18 protein-coding genes and 4 pseudogenes are annotated in these 13,985 nt (G+C 48.3%); 16 read left to right on the top strand and 6 right to left on the bottom strand.

The features are described from left to right. Nucleotides 1-25: 25 nt before the first annotated feature. Nucleotides 26-154 carry a hypothetical protein gene (locus tag A5N84_RS12350; RefSeq protein ID WP_269844232.1) on the bottom strand — a complete coding sequence of 43 codons (129 nt, stop codon included), beginning with the start codon at nt 152-154 and terminating at the stop codon, nt 26-28. Between A5N84_RS12350 and pstC the strand changes: the two are divergent. The 5 genes and pseudogenes from pstC to phoU all read left to right on the top strand — a co-directional run bounded on the left by pstC (nt 139) and on the right by phoU (nt 4,296). Then, a pseudogene (gene pstC / locus A5N84_RS01280) lies at nt 139-1,516 on the top strand (phosphate ABC transporter permease subunit PstC). The gene A5N84_RS12350 and the pseudogene pstC overlap by 16 nt on opposite strands. A 9-nt stretch (nt 1,517-1,525) precedes the next feature. Continuing rightward, nucleotides 1,526-1,882, top strand: a complete 357-nt coding sequence (locus A5N84_RS13180) for a DUF3333 domain-containing protein (protein ID WP_143324770.1) — start codon at nt 1,526-1,528, stop codon at nt 1,880-1,882. Further along, nucleotides 1,788-2,764: pseudogene (pstA, locus tag A5N84_RS13175) on the top strand (phosphate ABC transporter permease PstA); the annotation flags it as partial. The gene A5N84_RS13180 and the pseudogene pstA, both read left to right, overlap by 95 nt. Nucleotides 2,765-2,792: 28 nt before the next feature. Next, nucleotides 2,793-3,605: a phosphate ABC transporter ATP-binding protein PstB gene (pstB, locus tag A5N84_RS01270; protein ID WP_072280967.1), complete on the top strand. Its 813-nt coding sequence runs from the start codon at nt 2,793-2,795 to the stop codon at nt 3,603-3,605. A gap of 25 nt (nt 3,606-3,630) precedes the next feature. Continuing rightward, a complete protein-coding gene (gene phoU, locus A5N84_RS01265) occupies nt 3,631-4,296 on the top strand; it encodes a phosphate signaling complex protein PhoU (protein ID WP_072280966.1) in 666 nt (221 codons plus the stop codon). Nucleotides 4,297-4,535: 239 nt separating this feature from the next. On the opposite strand, the gene A5N84_RS11250 is transcribed toward phoU, so the two are convergent. Then, nucleotides 4,536-4,712, bottom strand: a complete 177-nt coding sequence (locus A5N84_RS11250) for a hypothetical protein (RefSeq protein WP_233119809.1) — start codon at nt 4,710-4,712, stop codon at nt 4,536-4,538. On the opposite strand from A5N84_RS11250, the gene A5N84_RS09370 reads away from it, so the two are divergent. The 3 genes and pseudogenes from A5N84_RS09370 (at nt 4,650) to A5N84_RS12345 (ending at nt 6,799) form a co-directional block, all read left to right on the top strand. After that, nucleotides 4,650-5,117 (top strand): C40 family peptidase, encoded by a 468-nt coding sequence (locus A5N84_RS09370; protein ID WP_332882100.1) that lies wholly within the window; start codon nt 4,650-4,652, stop codon nt 5,115-5,117. The two genes, A5N84_RS11250 and A5N84_RS09370, sit on opposite strands and share 63 nt — an antisense overlap. A 42-nt stretch (nt 5,118-5,159) precedes the next feature. Continuing rightward, nucleotides 5,160-6,158: pseudogene (locus A5N84_RS01250) on the top strand (type I restriction-modification system subunit M); the annotation flags it as partial. Between the two features lie 509 nt (nt 6,159-6,667). Further along, the gene (locus tag A5N84_RS12345; RefSeq protein ID WP_269844231.1) at nt 6,668-6,799 is read left to right on the top strand and encodes a hypothetical protein; all 132 of its coding nucleotides are present in this window, start codon (nt 6,668-6,670) and stop codon (nt 6,797-6,799) included. Nucleotides 6,800-7,022: 223 nt separating this feature from the next. Here the strand turns inward: A5N84_RS12345 and A5N84_RS10165 are convergent, their stop codons facing one another. Further along, nucleotides 7,023-7,199, bottom strand: a complete 177-nt coding sequence (locus tag A5N84_RS10165) for a hypothetical protein (protein WP_158008610.1) — start codon at nt 7,197-7,199, stop codon at nt 7,023-7,025. Between the two features lie 105 nt (nt 7,200-7,304). Between A5N84_RS10165 and A5N84_RS01245 the strand changes: the two are divergent. From A5N84_RS01245 to A5N84_RS01225, 8 genes and pseudogenes are all read left to right on the top strand, one after another. Continuing rightward, a pseudogene (locus tag A5N84_RS01245) lies at nt 7,305-8,434 on the top strand (N-acetylneuraminate epimerase). Between the two features lie 10 nt (nt 8,435-8,444). Then, nucleotides 8,445-8,621, top strand: coding sequence for a hypothetical protein (locus A5N84_RS10160; RefSeq protein WP_158008609.1), 177 nt, complete (start codon nt 8,445-8,447; stop codon nt 8,619-8,621). Between the two features lie 110 nt (nt 8,622-8,731). After that, nucleotides 8,732-9,010 carry a hypothetical protein gene (locus A5N84_RS01240; RefSeq protein ID WP_072280963.1) on the top strand — a complete coding sequence of 93 codons (279 nt, stop codon included), beginning with the start codon at nt 8,732-8,734 and terminating at the stop codon, nt 9,008-9,010. Beyond that, complete coding sequence (locus A5N84_RS09770; protein ID WP_143324769.1) at nt 8,980-9,177, top strand: hypothetical protein; 198 nt, start codon at nt 8,980-8,982, stop codon at nt 9,175-9,177. The genes A5N84_RS01240 and A5N84_RS09770 overlap by 31 nt, the downstream gene beginning before the upstream one ends. Continuing rightward, nucleotides 9,174-9,473 carry a hypothetical protein gene (locus A5N84_RS01235; RefSeq protein ID WP_072280962.1) on the top strand — a complete coding sequence of 100 codons (300 nt, stop codon included), beginning with the start codon at nt 9,174-9,176 and terminating at the stop codon, nt 9,471-9,473. Before A5N84_RS09770 ends, A5N84_RS01235 begins: the two co-directional genes overlap by 4 nt. Nucleotides 9,474-9,618: 145 nt before the next feature. After that, complete coding sequence (locus tag A5N84_RS01230; protein WP_078055502.1) at nt 9,619-10,737, top strand: phage head morphogenesis protein; 1,119 nt, start codon at nt 9,619-9,621, stop codon at nt 10,735-10,737. Next, nucleotides 10,737-10,892: a hypothetical protein gene (locus A5N84_RS10155; RefSeq protein ID WP_158008608.1), complete on the top strand. Its 156-nt coding sequence runs from the start codon at nt 10,737-10,739 to the stop codon at nt 10,890-10,892. Before A5N84_RS01230 ends, A5N84_RS10155 begins: the two co-directional genes overlap by 1 nt. Nucleotides 10,893-11,090: 198 nt before the next feature. After that, nucleotides 11,091-11,390 carry a hypothetical protein gene (locus A5N84_RS01225; RefSeq protein WP_072280960.1) on the top strand — a complete coding sequence of 100 codons (300 nt, stop codon included), beginning with the start codon at nt 11,091-11,093 and terminating at the stop codon, nt 11,388-11,390. Nucleotides 11,391-11,508: 118 nt separating this feature from the next. Here the strand turns inward: A5N84_RS01225 and nqrM are convergent, their stop codons facing one another. From nqrM to nqrF, 3 genes are read right to left on the bottom strand one after another with little or no spacing between them, the layout of a single operon-like run. After that, nucleotides 11,509-11,727: a (Na+)-NQR maturation NqrM gene (gene nqrM / locus A5N84_RS01220; RefSeq protein ID WP_233119808.1), complete on the bottom strand. Its 219-nt coding sequence runs from the start codon at nt 11,725-11,727 to the stop codon at nt 11,509-11,511. Continuing rightward, a complete protein-coding gene (locus A5N84_RS01215; RefSeq protein WP_078055501.1) occupies nt 11,727-12,776 on the bottom strand; it encodes an FAD:protein FMN transferase in 1,050 nt (349 codons plus the stop codon). The genes nqrM and A5N84_RS01215 overlap by 1 nt, the downstream gene beginning before the upstream one ends. Then, nucleotides 12,760-13,977 (bottom strand): NADH:ubiquinone reductase (Na(+)-transporting) subunit F, encoded by a 1,218-nt coding sequence (nqrF, locus tag A5N84_RS01210; protein WP_072280959.1) that lies wholly within the window; start codon nt 13,975-13,977, stop codon nt 12,760-12,762. Before nqrF ends, A5N84_RS01215 begins: the two co-directional genes overlap by 17 nt. Between the last annotated feature and the right edge of the window lie 8 nt (nt 13,978-13,985).

The following is a 13,985-nucleotide window of genomic DNA, read 5'->3' as shown; positions in this document are numbered from 1 at the left end:
AAACGCCCTCGGCGAATACGGCTACCTAAGCGCCGCTGGACTCATCGCCCCCAAAGCAGACGAACTCCAGCACCAACGCCAAAACGCCCAACAACTCAGCCCCCCAAAGCTTCTCTAAACGCCTAAGGACGTCTGCCCATGTATTTTTCTGCATTACAGCTTATTGTCTTCACCCTCCTAGTCGGGAGCGTTTTTTTTATCCTCGCGCGCATCAAAGCGCAAGAACTACGCCGCCAGCGAAAAGTATTTCTCCATTCCATGCCCATCTACCATGGCAGTTATGCCTTTTTATATAGCGTCATTCCAGCGCTTGGCTTAGCCCTACTCTACACCCTCATCAGTCGCTACACCCTAAACCATCAACTCCATCAACTCATTCAAGAGGCTGGCTATGCAGAATCCTTCCAACCTCTTATCGCCAACAGCATCCTAAACCGTTTCCACACCCAAACCGCCCCTCTCCCCCAGCGCCCTCCAACCCATTTTTGAGCACTACCAACTCACCCACCAACACCTCATGCTTGGGCGCACCCTACTCACCGCCCTCATCGCCATAGCAAGCGGATATCTCGCCTACAGGCGCCAAAACGCCGAATTTGCCGCCCGCGAACGCGTCGAACGCGCCTTGCGCTGGCTCATGCTCAGTTGCGCAGGGCTTGCCATCCTCACCACCTTTGGCATTCTCTTTTCCGTCTTATTTGAAGCCTTGCAGTTTTTCCACAAAGTCAGCCCCAGCAATTTTTTCTTAAACACCCTCTGGAGCCCCCAAACCGCCATGCGCACAGACCAAGTCGGCTCATCGGGTTCTTTTGGCGTCCTCCCCTTATTAATTGGCACCCTACTCATCTCAGGCATCGCGCTCCTTGTCGCCGTCCCCCTAGGACTATTTAGCGCCATCTATTTATCAGAATACGCCAGCCCACGCCTACGCGCTTTTGCAAAACCCATGTTAGAAATCCTAGCTGGCATCCCCACCGTCGTTTATGGATTTTTTGCCGCGCTCACCGTCGCCCCCCTCCTGCGCCATCTTGGACAAACCATAGGGCTAAGCGTCTCCTCTGAAAGCGCGCTAGCGGCAGGATTAGTAATGGGCATTATGATAATCCCCTTTGTTTCCTCCCTATCCGATGACGTACTAACCGCCGTCCCGCAAAGCCTACGTGAAGGCTCCTACGGACTTGGGGCAACCCAATCTGAAACCATCCGCCGCGTTATCCTCCCAGCCGCCCTACCAGGCATCGTCAGCGCCATCTTACTAGCCGCCTCGCGCGCCATTGGTGAAACCATGATTGTTGTCATGGCAGCAGGATTATCTGCCAACCTCACCCTAAACCCCCTAGAAGCCGTTACCACCGTAACCGTGCAAATCGTCACCCTCTTACAAGGCGACCAAGAATTTGACTCAGCCAAAACCCTCGCCGCCTTTGCACTTGGACTCACCCTATTTGTCCTCACCTTCCTACTAAACCTCTACGCCATCCACGTCGTTAAAAAATACCGCGAACAATACGAATAGAGACTCACCATGCACCATCTGGATTCCCAACTTAAAAAACGCCACGCCCAAGAAAAACGCTTCCGCTACTACGGCATCGCCTCGCTTAGCCTAGCGTTATTATTTCTTATTGGTTTTTTTATCAGTATTATTCGCCAAGCCATGCCAGCGATGTTGCAAACCCAAATTCAAGTAGAAGTTTATTTTGACCCAGCACTTCTCAATCTCCCCAGCAACGACCCCCCAAGCCATCAACCAAGCCAACTACTACCACCTCCTCAACCAATCCCTAAAAAACCAACTCCCCGACGCCCTCACAGCCCCCCTAGACGACCACACCCTCGCCCGACGCCTACTCAGCACAGGCGCGCAATACCAACTCCTTGAAACCCTCAAAGCCAACCCAGAACACCTCAACACCCGCCAAACCCTCTGGCTACAAGCCAGTAGCAAACTCGCCCAAGCCCCCAACGACCCAACCAGCGCCCAAAACCTCCAAGCCATCCACACCCACCTAAGCCAAACCCAATCTATCAGACAACGCCCCAACCTCACCATCTTCCACGCCAACGACTCGCGCTCTGCGCAAGACGCTGGCATAAAAGGTGCCCTCCTTGGCTCTCTCTACACCCTCCTCGTTACCCTCAGCCTCTCCTTTCCGATTGCCATATTTGCCGCCATCTACCTAGAAGAATTCGCCCCCAAAAATCGCTTTACCGATTTTATAGAAGCCAACATCAACAACCTAGCCGCCGTCCCCTCCATCATCTTCGGACTCCTAGGGCTAGCGGTTTTTATTGGATTTTTTGGACTCCCGCGCTCCACCCCCCTCGTTGGCGGACTCGTTTTAAGCCTCATGACCCTCCCCACCATCATCATCTCCTCGCGTGCTGCTTTAAAATCCGTCCCCCCTCCATCCGCACCGCCGCGCTAGGATTAGGCGCCTCCAAAATGCAAGTCATCTTCCATCACGTCCTACCGCTCGCCCTTCCTGGTATACTCACAGGCACCATCATCGGCATGGCACAAGCGCTAGGCGAAACCGCCCCCCTACTCATGATTGGCATGGTTGCCTTTATCGCCGAAGCGCCCAACTCCATCCTAGACCCAGCCAGCGCCCTACCCGTACAAATCTACCTTTGGTCAGACCTTCCAGAACGCGCCTTCACAGCGCGCACCGCGCTCGCCATTCTCATCTTGCTAGGCTTTTTAATTCTCATGAACGCCATTGCCGTCATCTTGCGCAAAAAGTTTGAACGCAAATGGTAATTTCAAACCCAATTCAAAGGAACACACCATGCCCCAAAAAACCAACCTAGAGCATCATGAAACCGTCGGCAATCCCTTTATAGACGACCCCAAAATCAAAGCCCGCAACGTCGACGTCCACTATGGCGCCAAACAAGCCATTTTTAACGTCAGCCTTGACGTAGGCGATAATGAAATCCTTGCCATGATAGGGCCCTCTGGCTGTGGCAAATCCACCTTCCTACGCTGTTTAAACCGCATGAACGACATCATCCCCCATGCCAAAGTCAGTGGCGAAATCACCATCGACGAACAAAACATCTATCACCCCAAATTAGACGTCGTTCACCTGCGCCGTCGCGTAGGCATGGTCTTTCAAAAGCCCAACCCCTTCCCCAAATCCATCTACGAAAATATCGCCTATGGCGCGCGCATCCACGGACTCACCAAATCCAAAGCCGACATGGACGAAATCGTTGAAACCTCGCTACGCAAAGCAGGCATATGGGAAGAAGTCAAAGACCGCCTCGACCAAGCTGGCACAGGACTCTCAGGCGGACAACAACAACGCCTTTGCATCGCCCGCGCCATCGCCGTCAAACCCAGCGTTATCCTCATGGACGAACCCTGCTCCGCCCTAGACCCCATCGCCACAGGCAAAATAGAAGAACTCATGGACGAACTACGCCAGAACTACTGCATCGCCATCGTAACCCACTCCATGCAACAAGCCGCGCGCGTCTCCCAGCGCACCGCCTATTTTCACCTAGGCAAACTCATAGAAATTGGTGAAACCAAGCAAATATTCACCCACCCCAAACACACCCTCACCGAAGACTACATCACAGGACGTTTCGGCTAATCCACCCAAACCAAAGGACCCCACCATGGCAAACCACACCAGCACCCGCTTTGACACCAGCCTCCACCACCTCCAAGACCTCCTCATGCAAATGGGCAAACTCACCGAACAACAGCTCACCCACATCAGCCAATATCTACAAAACAGCGCCAATGAAAGCGTCCTAATCGATGTTCAAACACTTGAAGAACAAGTTAACGACTACCAAAGCGCCATCAACAAAGAAGCCATCAGCCTCATAGCCATGCGTGCCCCTGTTGCAGGCGACCTCCGCCTCATCACCGCCTGCGAACGCATCGCCATCGACCTCGAACGCATTGGCGATGAAATCAGCAAAGTTGCGCATTTTATGGCACGCGATGAAGTCGACACCAACAGCAAACTCTGGCGCGAACTCCGCCCCACCATGCGCCTAGCGCAAAGCATCCTAAGCGACGCCCTCAACATGCTCGCCCGCCTTGACATCCAAGCCGCGCAAAAAATCTTTCAAGACGACAGTCTATTAGACGACAACTACAGCAGCGTCATGCGCCAACTGCTCACCTACATGTTAGAAGACCCGCGCAACATCACCCAATCCGTTGACATCATGTTTGCCGCCAAAGCGCTAGAGCGCGTGGGTGATCATTGCATGAACATCGCCGAAGCCATCCTCTACTACGCCACAGGCGACGACCTGCGCCACCCCTAAACCAACAAACGGCAAAATACCGCCTCATCTCCATGTTTCGCCTAGCGATTTTCCCGCCATTGCGCTACAATGGCGCTCTTTTCTAATTTCCCACAACCACCCATTAAAAAAATGATGTTATCAACTAAAACCCTCAAAACCCTAGCGCCCCTCCTCCTCACCCTCAGCCTACAAACCACTGCCCACAGCGCCCCCCTCTCCAGCCTAGCCATGACAAACCTAGAGCCCAGCGCCCCCAATCAAATCCCCCCGCCCGCCAAATCATCCAATTCCAAACCGCCCAAACTGAGACCGCCCAAGCACAAAACGCCTCCCCCCTCCCCCAATCCACCCCCGCCAATCATCTTGAAACCATCATCTACGGAAAAACCCTCATTGGCATCCCCTATAAAAGAAGCGGCAACAACCCCCAACAAGGCTTTGACTGCTCAGGCTTTATCCAACACATTTTCAAACAATCAGGCATCAACCTCCCCCGCACCAGTCGCGCCCAATACCAAGCGCTTACAAAGGTCAGCCAACCCCAAATAGGCGACCTCGTTTTCTTCCGCCACGGAAAAACCATCGACCACGTCGGCATCTACCTAGGCAACCATAAAATGCTCCACGCCCCCTCCAGTGGTAAACAAGTAGAAATCACCAGCACCCAACTCCCCTACTGGCAAAAACGCTACGCAGGCGCAAGACGCTCCCCACACAAGCCCCCACCCTCCACGTCGCGCAAAAAGACCAAGCCACCCTCCCACCGCCGCCCACCCTCACCCTACGCACCCACTACTAACCGCGCAAACCACCCACCCTTTCCATCCATCCCATCCTAGAGAGACACTCCAGCCATGAGCTAAAGCCAACAACGCGCCGAACTGCACAAACAAATTTGGAAAATCGCCGACGACGTAAGAGGCGCCGTTGACGGTTGGGATTTTAAACAATACATCCTCTGCACCCTGTTTTATCGCTTTATCAGTGAAGACTTTGCCGAATATATGCAAGGCGATGATGACAATTTGGATTATGCCAGCCTTAGCGATGAATACATTGACCAATTAGGCATTAAAGACGACGCCATAAAAACCAAAGGCTATTTCATCTACCCCAGCCAACTGTTTATCAATGTGGTTAAAAGCGCCTCCACCAACCCCAATCTCAACATCGAACTCAAAGAAATTTTTAACGCCATTGAAGCCTCCGCCCAAGGCTACGACTCTGAAGACGACCTAAAAGGCATCTTCGCTGATTTTGACACCAGCGCCAACCGCCTAGGAAACAGCGTTATAGAGCGCAACCGACGCCTAACCGCCATCCTAACCAACATCGCCGAACTCAAATTCAACGGCTTTGCCGACAGCAAAATCGACCTCTTCGGCGATGCCTACGAATACCTCATCTCCAACTATGCCGCCAACGCAGGCAAATCAGGCGGCGAATTCTTCACCCCCCTAAGCGTATCCAAACTGCTCGCCCGCCTTGCCCTGCACGGACAAACCCGCATTAATAAAATCTACGACCCAACATGCGGCTCAGGGCTCCTCCTCCTTCAAGCCAAACAACAATTTGACCAACACCAAATCGAAGAAGGCTTTTTCGGGCAAGAAATCAACTACACCACCTACACCCTCGCCCGCATGAACATGTTCTTACACGGCATCAACTATGATAAATTCACCCTCACCCACGGCGACACCCTGCTCAACCCCCAACTCAAAGATCAGCGCCCCTTTGACGCCATCGTCTCCAATCCGCCTTATTCTATCAGCTGGATTGGCGGTGACGACCCCACGCTGATCAATGATGACCGCTTCGCCCCAGCAGGCATCCTCGCCCCCAAATCCAAAGCCGATTTTGCCTTTATCCTGCACAGCGCTCAACAATACCCTCCCCCAAAATCAGCCCCCTACATCCCGATTATCGCCATAAAAAACAAAATGTTTTTGAGAAAATCGCCCTTTTTGTGGAAAGATTTACCGGCATTGGCAGTATCTTATAACCCATCAAGTGCAAAAAAATGCCCACAGACTCTACCGCCACTATCCACTACCGCCAAATTGCCCGCGTCGCCTGCCCATTGTTTTTGCTAATGCACTGCTGCCTTTGCAGGGGGTTAATCGATACCGCCATCATTTTTGCATAAAAAATCATCCCTTCTTTCATTTTGACCCCAGAGACTACCTCCTGATTTTTAACAAAAAATAACATTAACTGCTCGTATTTTCTTTATTTCATTATTCAATATCTCAATTTAATTGTGAAAAGTTTGTATTATTAAATCTTAGAGATTAGTATGCACATTAAATATTGAACGAAGTGATAGTAACCTTAGGCTATTATCGGGCGCGTACAGTATTTAACAACAACCAATATTGGATATTCTATGACTTTCAAACCTACCCTACTCGCACTCACCATCGCCACTTTAAGCAGCAGCGCCTTTGCTGGCAAATTAGAAGTCTTGCATTGGTGGACTTCAGGCAGTGAGGCAAAATCTGTTGGCGCACTTAAATAACAGCTTGAAGAAAAAGGACACACTTAGGAAGATTTTGCCGTAGCAGGCGGCGGTGAAAACGCCATGGCTAAAGCATTACAACCGCCCAAAAATACCCGTGCAAGACTCGCTATTTATGGTTGGATTTTATATCGCACCATTAGTTGTGATGCTTCTCACCTCTTTAAAAACCATGGACGATATCCGCACTGGCAACCTACTCACACTTCCCAAAGAATTCTATTTAGGCGCTTGGCATAAAGTATGGAATAGTGCCTGCACAGGCATAACCTGCGAAGGCGTGCGCCGCCAATGCCATGCGTCCCATAATGAAAGCGGAATGCAAAGGCTCATGCGGCAAAGCTTGGCAGGAAACAATCAGCCCGCCTTGCAAGGCGGCAATGTTAGGGGGGGAATTCATATCCATTCTCCTTGCTTGTGCATCGGGTATAAAATGCTTTGAAAGAAATTTCAAACTATATTATGATTTGTAAAAATTTATTTCAATAAGCAGAAGGAGTGAAAAGTGAAACTTTATTCTAAGACTCTGTTATCCCTTGCATTGACAGGTTTGACTGCCGCGGCATGGGCGGGCGTTTATCCCGATTTGCCGAAAGCATTTGCAGACGGCGGCGGCGCTTTGATTGACAACACCGCCTATATTGGCTTGGGCAGCGCGGGCGAGCAGTTTTTCAGCCTCGATTTGAGCAAGCAGCAGGCGCAATGGCAAACCTTGCCCGATTTCCCTGCCGGCACGCGCAGCCAGCCCGTCGTCGCCGCCCTTGAGGGCAAACTGTATGTATTCGGTGGTTTGCAGAAAGACGCGCAAGGCATCTTGCAACTCATCAATGACGCGCATGTGTTTGATCCCGCTAAGCAAACATGGCAACGCCTGCCCACGCGTTCGCCTCTGGGCTTGGTCGGCGCGCAAGCCTTTGCGCATCAGGGCAAAATCTATTTTGTCGGCGGCAGCAATCTCTCGATTTTTAACGGCTATTTCCAAGACTACAGCGCCGCCGGAGAAGACAAAGACAAGCAAGCGGCAGTGATGAAGGCTTATTTTAATCAGCCTAGCCAAGATTATTTCTTTAACAATCAAGTTTTCAGCTATGAACCTGCCACGAATCAATGGCATAACGAAGGCATCACGCCTTTTGCCGGACGCGCGGGCGCGGCGGTAAAAATCCATGAGGGAAAAGTCTATGTCGCCAACGGCGAACTCAAGCCGGGCTTGCGCAGCGACAGCGTTGAGCTAGGCACTTTTGACGAGAAAGGACAATTGGCATGGCAAAGTTTGCCGGTTTTGATTGCCGGCGAAGGACAGGCGCGGCAGGAAGGCTTGGCAGGCGCCTATTCGGGACATAGCCACGGCTATTATCTGCTCGGCGGCGGCGCGAATTTCACCGGCGCGCGGGCGCAATATGAAAGCGGCAAATACTTTGCCCATGAAGCTTGACGCGCTATTACGACCCCAATGTTTATGCCTTAAAAGACGGCAAATGGCAGCTGGCGGGACAATTGCCGAGTGCCAGCGGCTACGGCGTATCGCTCAATTATGAAGATGCCGTGATTTTATTCGGCGGCAAAGGCGACGGCGGCGAAATCGGCAGCGTGCAGCGTCTGCGTTTTGACGGCAAAAACTTGAACATTGATTAAGGAGAACATCATGGCTCAAAGCCTTATGGAACAAGAGATTCTGCAAAGCGCGGCGGTGCTTGCCGCGCAGGCGGACAATACCGCAATTAGCGATATGGCGGCAAAATTAGCCGCCGAGCTGACGGTGGCGCACCCGCCGAACTTGGATTATTTTGCGTCATCGGTTGGTTTGCAGGACAAAGATTAGGGCGATATCTGCTTATTGAGCAAACCATTCTCACCTTAAGCAACATCATCCTCAGCCTAATTTTAGTCTATGGCTTTCATCTACACATTAAAGGCGTTGCATGGGGAACCGTGCTTGCCAACTACCTCGCACTGATTAGCGCCCTTTATCTCATCGCGCGTCGCGCTCGCCAACTAACCATCGCCTTTTTCCCCAGCACTCGCCAAGCCCTTCTCGCCAAAGATGCCCTCTTGCGCCTCTTGCGCCTAAACAGCGACCTATTTATCCGAACCCTAATGCTTGTCCTCTGCCTAAGCTGGTTTCAGCGCCTTGCTAGCGGACTCGGGGAAAACATCATCGCCGCCAACCTCCTCCTCTTATGGCACTCACTTTTGCAGGCTACACCCTAGACAGCATCGCTGTTGCCGCCGAAACATTCACAGGACAAAGCATTGGCAAGCGCTCGCAAAACACACTAAAACAAGCCATCAAAAAACCACCCTCTCCGCCATCGTCCTATCCGCCTGCTTCAGCCTCCTTTATTTCCTCCTCATTCCCTTTTATATCAACCACATGACCAGCCTTGAACAAGCCAAAACCATCGCCTTAAACTATCGCTGGTGGGCAATCGGCTTACCCCTAAGCGGTGTCGGTGGCTATCTACTCGATGGATTTTATTTTGGCGCAACCGCCTCCAAATCCCTGCGCAACGCCATGCTCCTCATCGCACTCATCACCCTGCCCCTCTCCACCCTGCTCACCCATCACTATGACAACCTCGGCATCTGGATAAGCATCTATTTATTTTTATGGCTCCGCGTCCTCCTACTTGCCCCCGACCTCACTCACCGCCTACAACTCCTCAGCCCTTAATCTCACTGCCCCACTCTACCTAATTTCAACACACTTAAAACGCGCTCCCCGGCAAAATCTTCTATAGCGCTCAGAGCGTCTGCGTCCTTATAGCTAGACCCATCACCATCACCATCACCATCACCATCACCATCACACATCACACATTGAACAGATTAAGAAAAGCCTCACCGAAGCACTGGCACAAGGTCAAAGCTTTCACAGCTGGAAGAAACAAGCGCTTACAGAACTTGCCACACTAGACCGTCGCTATGTAGAGCTGGTCTTTCGCAATGCCACCCTAAGCGCACACAACAGCGCCAAATGGGCACACTTTAGAGATAATGCCAAGCGTCGTCCTATATTGCGCTATAGCGCGGTAAACGACAGCCGCACACGCCCATCGCACAGCGCCTTGCACGGGTTGATGATGCCCGTAGACGACCCACGCTGGCAACACCTTGCCCCACCCAATGGACACCAATGCCGTTGCACCTTGATAAGCCTTACAGAGCGTCAAGCTAAAGCCTTTGGCTATAACGGCGCACCCACACATCTCCCCGAATACACCGACAAACACGGCAGACAACACACCGCACACGCCGACAACGGCTGGGCACATAATCCAGACCTTGACCTCACCGCCCTACTCAGAGAACGCGAACAAAAAGCAGGATTGGGACGGGCAATGTTTGATAGTGGGGATAATAAAGCCAATACCGACTACTCACCTAACCCTGAAGATGTTGAAAGTATTGCGCGGCATTATGTGGTTAGTAATGGGCAAAAAGATGGGCTGGAGCATGGTTATTTGGTAGATAAGCATGGTGCAGTGATAGATATTAGAAGTGGGAGGTCTGAAGAAATTGATTATAAAGATTTAAGTGGTAGATTAGCAGGAGCAACGCTTTATCATAATCACCCTAGCAACGGCATTTTAAGTCGTGCAGATATTCATTTTGCTCGCGAAGAAAAACTTGCCTCTATCGTAGCTTTTGGTACAACAGAAAATGCCTATTACAAAATGCAAGTGCACGCTTCGGAAACAATACTATACAGCTGGATTTATGAGATAGAGCGATATTTGCGCAATCATTTATTTAAAATGCAAAAGCATTACCAAATAGATAAATACGAAATAAGCATGCTATATCAGTATTTACTTGTTATAATACTAAACGACCATAAAATAATAAGTTATGCACACCAACCATCTGTTGAAATGCAAGCGATTTTTGATAAGTATTCAGAACAAATAGAGCAGTTACGCAGAGGATTTAAATAATGCCATCAGTATTACACCACTTAGGACCATTCAGCCCAGTAGAAGATATTCAGGCGCTAATTGATGAATTGCGAGCAAAAGAGTCTGAAGCTTATGCCGATGATATTGCTTTTCTTGAAGATATGTTAGATTTCGCAAAAACATTGGAAGAATGAGTCAAGAATGCCAATGAATAAAAACATAAAACCTTGCTTCTTTATAATTCCTGAGTAGAACAAAGAAATTTAATTACCGACCATTGCATGAACCTATTGCTATACAAAAAAGGTATAATACACTACGAATTTTTATTAACGCCTAAATTAGAAAAATATCTAAAGAAGATAAATTTAGAAAAATTGTTGGAGAATTAAATGTATATACCAACCCTTCTTTTAGAAAGAAAAACGAATGCTGGCAGTAAGCCAGAAGATATCTTGGCTGAAATGGATTATATCCGTAAAGACCTAGCATACAATCCTGAAGCACTCGCGTATTTTCTGCAAGAAATGGAGGAAGACTTAGAATTAGCAGAAACATTTGCACGTGATGCAAGCGAGGAAGAGCTTGATGCAATCGTTGCCAAACAGATAGAAAGAATCGAAAGAGAGTACGTGGACTACGACAAAGAGATTGAAAGAGCCATAAGAGATTATGCGAGCAAAAACCAATGAAACCACAAGCCCTATGCTTTTACCCTTAGTTACTCTTTACAATTTACTAAGTATTTGAATTTATGTGCAAAAACACCAGTTATTGAATAAACTGGCGTTTCTCTTTAATGTTTTAGTTCTATGGGCGATATAACCCTGCTTTATCTTGTGGCATCATCCTTTTCTCTGCTTCTTCATTTTTACAAGAATCTACACAACCACAAGCTTTTTCAATTCCCACTGCACCTAAACCACCACAGCTACCCTTAATCGGCGCTCGTCCAAAAAAAACACCCACCGCCATAATGAGTACGGTTAACATCATTACCGCAAAAACAATTAAAAACACTGTCAACATTACTTCTCTCCAAACTTTTTAATAAATTCAGGGCTATAAACTACTTCAAAACCCTCTTTGCCATCGCTAAAAATCATTAATGCCAAAAGATTGTGCGTTTGCGCAAATTCAGGCGCACGCTCTCCTAATACCATCAAAGCTGTTGCATAGGCATCAGCATGCATGCAATCCTCACCAATCACTGTTACCGCTAATAAAGGCGATAGCACTGGATAACCTGTTTTAGGGTCAAGCGTATGTACCGCGCGCGCTCCTTCGTAATCAATAAAATTACGATAGTTTCCCGAACTTGCCAATGCCGTATATTCACCCTTTAGCTCTATTACTTGCTGGATTTGCCGATCCTGCGCAGGCTTTTCAATCGCCACTTTCCAAGGCTGATTAAATTTTGTCCCTGAGGCAACAACTTCTCCTCCAATCTCCACCAAATAATCACTATAGCCTAACGATTCCAACAAATGCGCTAATTGGTCAACCCCAAATCCTTTTGCAATAGAAGACAAATCTACCTGAACTGCATCCGCATCTTTAATTAGTCCATCTTGATTGAGTTGCACATGCTCAAAGCCAACCTGCGCCATTGTTTGCTCAATCGCCTCAGGCGTTGGCTTAGCAGAGATTTTTTTTGCACCAAAGCCCCATAAATTAACCAACGGCGCAACGGTAATATCATAATAACCCTGCGTCATTTCACTAATTTTTAAACCAGCTGTCATAACTGTGCGCAAATTTTCACTAATGGGATAAAGCGTATTAGCTGGCAACTGATTAAATCGGCTTAGCTCAGAATCAGCAATATAAGTTGACATCGACTGATTGACTTCCAGCAACATTTGCTCAATGCGTTGTTCAATTTCAGCATAATCATCTTGTGCTATTTCCGAGGCAATAGAAACATGCCAATAGGTTCCCATGGTTTGACCACTAAATTTAGCAACGTTTGCCTTAGTCTGAGCATTACCACAGCCCAATAAAAATGATGCCACTAGTATTAACAGTGGCATCAAAATAAAGTGAAAACGCAACAACACGCTAGCCACCAAAATCATCTAGCAAGATATTTTCATCTTCAACCCCAAGATTATGCAACATCTCAATAACTGATTTATTCATAATCGGTGGACCACACATATAATATTCACAATCTTCAGGCGCAGGATGATTTTTCAAGTGATTTTCATAAACCACATTATGGATAAAGCCCGTGTAGCCATCCCAATTATCTTCTGGCAAAGCATCAGACAATGCAACATGCCATTCAAAATTTGGAAACTCTTCTGCTAACTGGTCGAAATCCTCAACATAGAACATCTCACGCTTAGAGCGCGCACCATACCAAAAAGTGATTTTGCGCTTAGAGTTTAACCGCTTTAATTGGTCAAAAATATGCGAACGCATCGGCGCCATTCCCGCACCGCCTCCAATAAATACCATCTCAGCATCAGTATCTTTAGCAAAGAAATGACCGAATGGACCAGAAATGGTTACTTTATCCCCTGCTTTTAAATTAAAAATATAGCTCGACATCAAACCAGGTTGCACATCTGGATTATTAGGCGGTGGTGAGGCAATACGCACATTGAGCATAATAATCCCTTTTTCTTCTGGATAATTAGCCATTGAATAAGCGCGGGTAACGTTTTCATTATTCACCGCATTAATTTTAAATAAACCAAATTTTTCCCAATCTTCGCGATACTCTTCAGCCACATTAAAATCTGAATAGTTAATATCATAAGGACCGCATTCAATCTGAATATATCCTCCAGCACGGAAAGGCACAGACTCACCATCTGGAATCTTAAGCACTAATTCTTTAATGAAAGTAGCGACATTATCGTTAGAAATAACCTCACACTCCCATTTTTTAACCCCAAAAACAGCATCATCAACTTCTACTTTCATATCATTTTTAACAGCAACCTGACATGATAGGCGCTTCCCTTCGCGTGCTTCACGCTTAGAAATATGATTGAGCTCAGTAGGTAAAATCTCGCCACCACCTTCAGTAACATGAACCGTACACTGCCCACAAGTACCCCCACCACCACAAGCAGAAGAAACGAACAAATTCCCTTCAGCCAAAGCTCCTAATAACTTTCCACCCGCTGGCACAGAAATCTCTTTCTCGCCATTGACTAGAATTTTAACGTTCCCTTCTGGTACTAACCATTTTCTTGCCACCAAAATAATACCAGCAAGCAATAATATTAATAAGGTAAAGACTGCTACACCGTATACAATTTCCATAATTTTTC

It is taken from the genome of Rappaport israeli (assembly GCF_001888055.1).
GTDB classification, from domain to species: Bacteria; Pseudomonadota; Gammaproteobacteria; order Cardiobacteriales; family Cardiobacteriaceae; genus Rappaport; species Rappaport israeli.
Note: the sequence above shows the minus strand (reverse complement) of the source record. Positions and strands in the feature narration are given on the sequence as shown.

Bases quoted from the DNA above. Each gene is read 5' to 3' on its own strand.
- A5N84_RS12350 (WP_269844232.1), bottom strand. From the start codon at position 154: ATGCAGAAAAATACATGGGCAGACGTCCTTAGGCGTTTAGAGAAGCTT.
- A5N84_RS13180 (WP_143324770.1), top strand. From the start codon at position 1,526: ATGCACCATCTGGATTCCCAACTTAAAAAACGCCACGCCCAAGAAAAA.
- pstB (WP_072280967.1), top strand. From the start codon at position 2,793: ATGCCCCAAAAAACCAACCTAGAGCATCATGAAACCGTCGGCAATCCC.
- phoU (WP_072280966.1), top strand. From the start codon at position 3,631: ATGGCAAACCACACCAGCACCCGCTTTGACACCAGCCTCCACCACCTC.
- A5N84_RS12345 (WP_269844231.1), top strand. From the start codon at position 6,668: ATGACTTTCAAACCTACCCTACTCGCACTCACCATCGCCACTTTAAGC.
- A5N84_RS10165 (WP_158008610.1), bottom strand. From the start codon at position 7,199: ATGAATTCCCCCCCTAACATTGCCGCCTTGCAAGGCGGGCTGATTGTT.
- A5N84_RS10160 (WP_158008609.1), top strand. From the start codon at position 8,445: ATGGCTCAAAGCCTTATGGAACAAGAGATTCTGCAAAGCGCGGCGGTG.
- A5N84_RS09770 (WP_143324769.1), top strand. From the start codon at position 8,980: ATGGCACTCACTTTTGCAGGCTACACCCTAGACAGCATCGCTGTTGCC.
- A5N84_RS01235 (WP_072280962.1), top strand. From the start codon at position 9,174: ATGACCAGCCTTGAACAAGCCAAAACCATCGCCTTAAACTATCGCTGG.
- A5N84_RS10155 (WP_158008608.1), top strand. From the start codon at position 10,737: ATGCCATCAGTATTACACCACTTAGGACCATTCAGCCCAGTAGAAGAT.
- A5N84_RS01225 (WP_072280960.1), top strand. From the start codon at position 11,091: ATGTATATACCAACCCTTCTTTTAGAAAGAAAAACGAATGCTGGCAGT.
- nqrM (WP_233119808.1), bottom strand. From the start codon at position 11,727: ATGTTGACAGTGTTTTTAATTGTTTTTGCGGTAATGATGTTAACCGTA.
- A5N84_RS01215 (WP_078055501.1), bottom strand. From the start codon at position 12,776: ATGATTTTGGTGGCTAGCGTGTTGTTGCGTTTTCACTTTATTTTGATG.
- nqrF (WP_072280959.1), bottom strand. From the start codon at position 13,977: ATGGAAATTGTATACGGTGTAGCAGTCTTTACCTTATTAATATTATTG.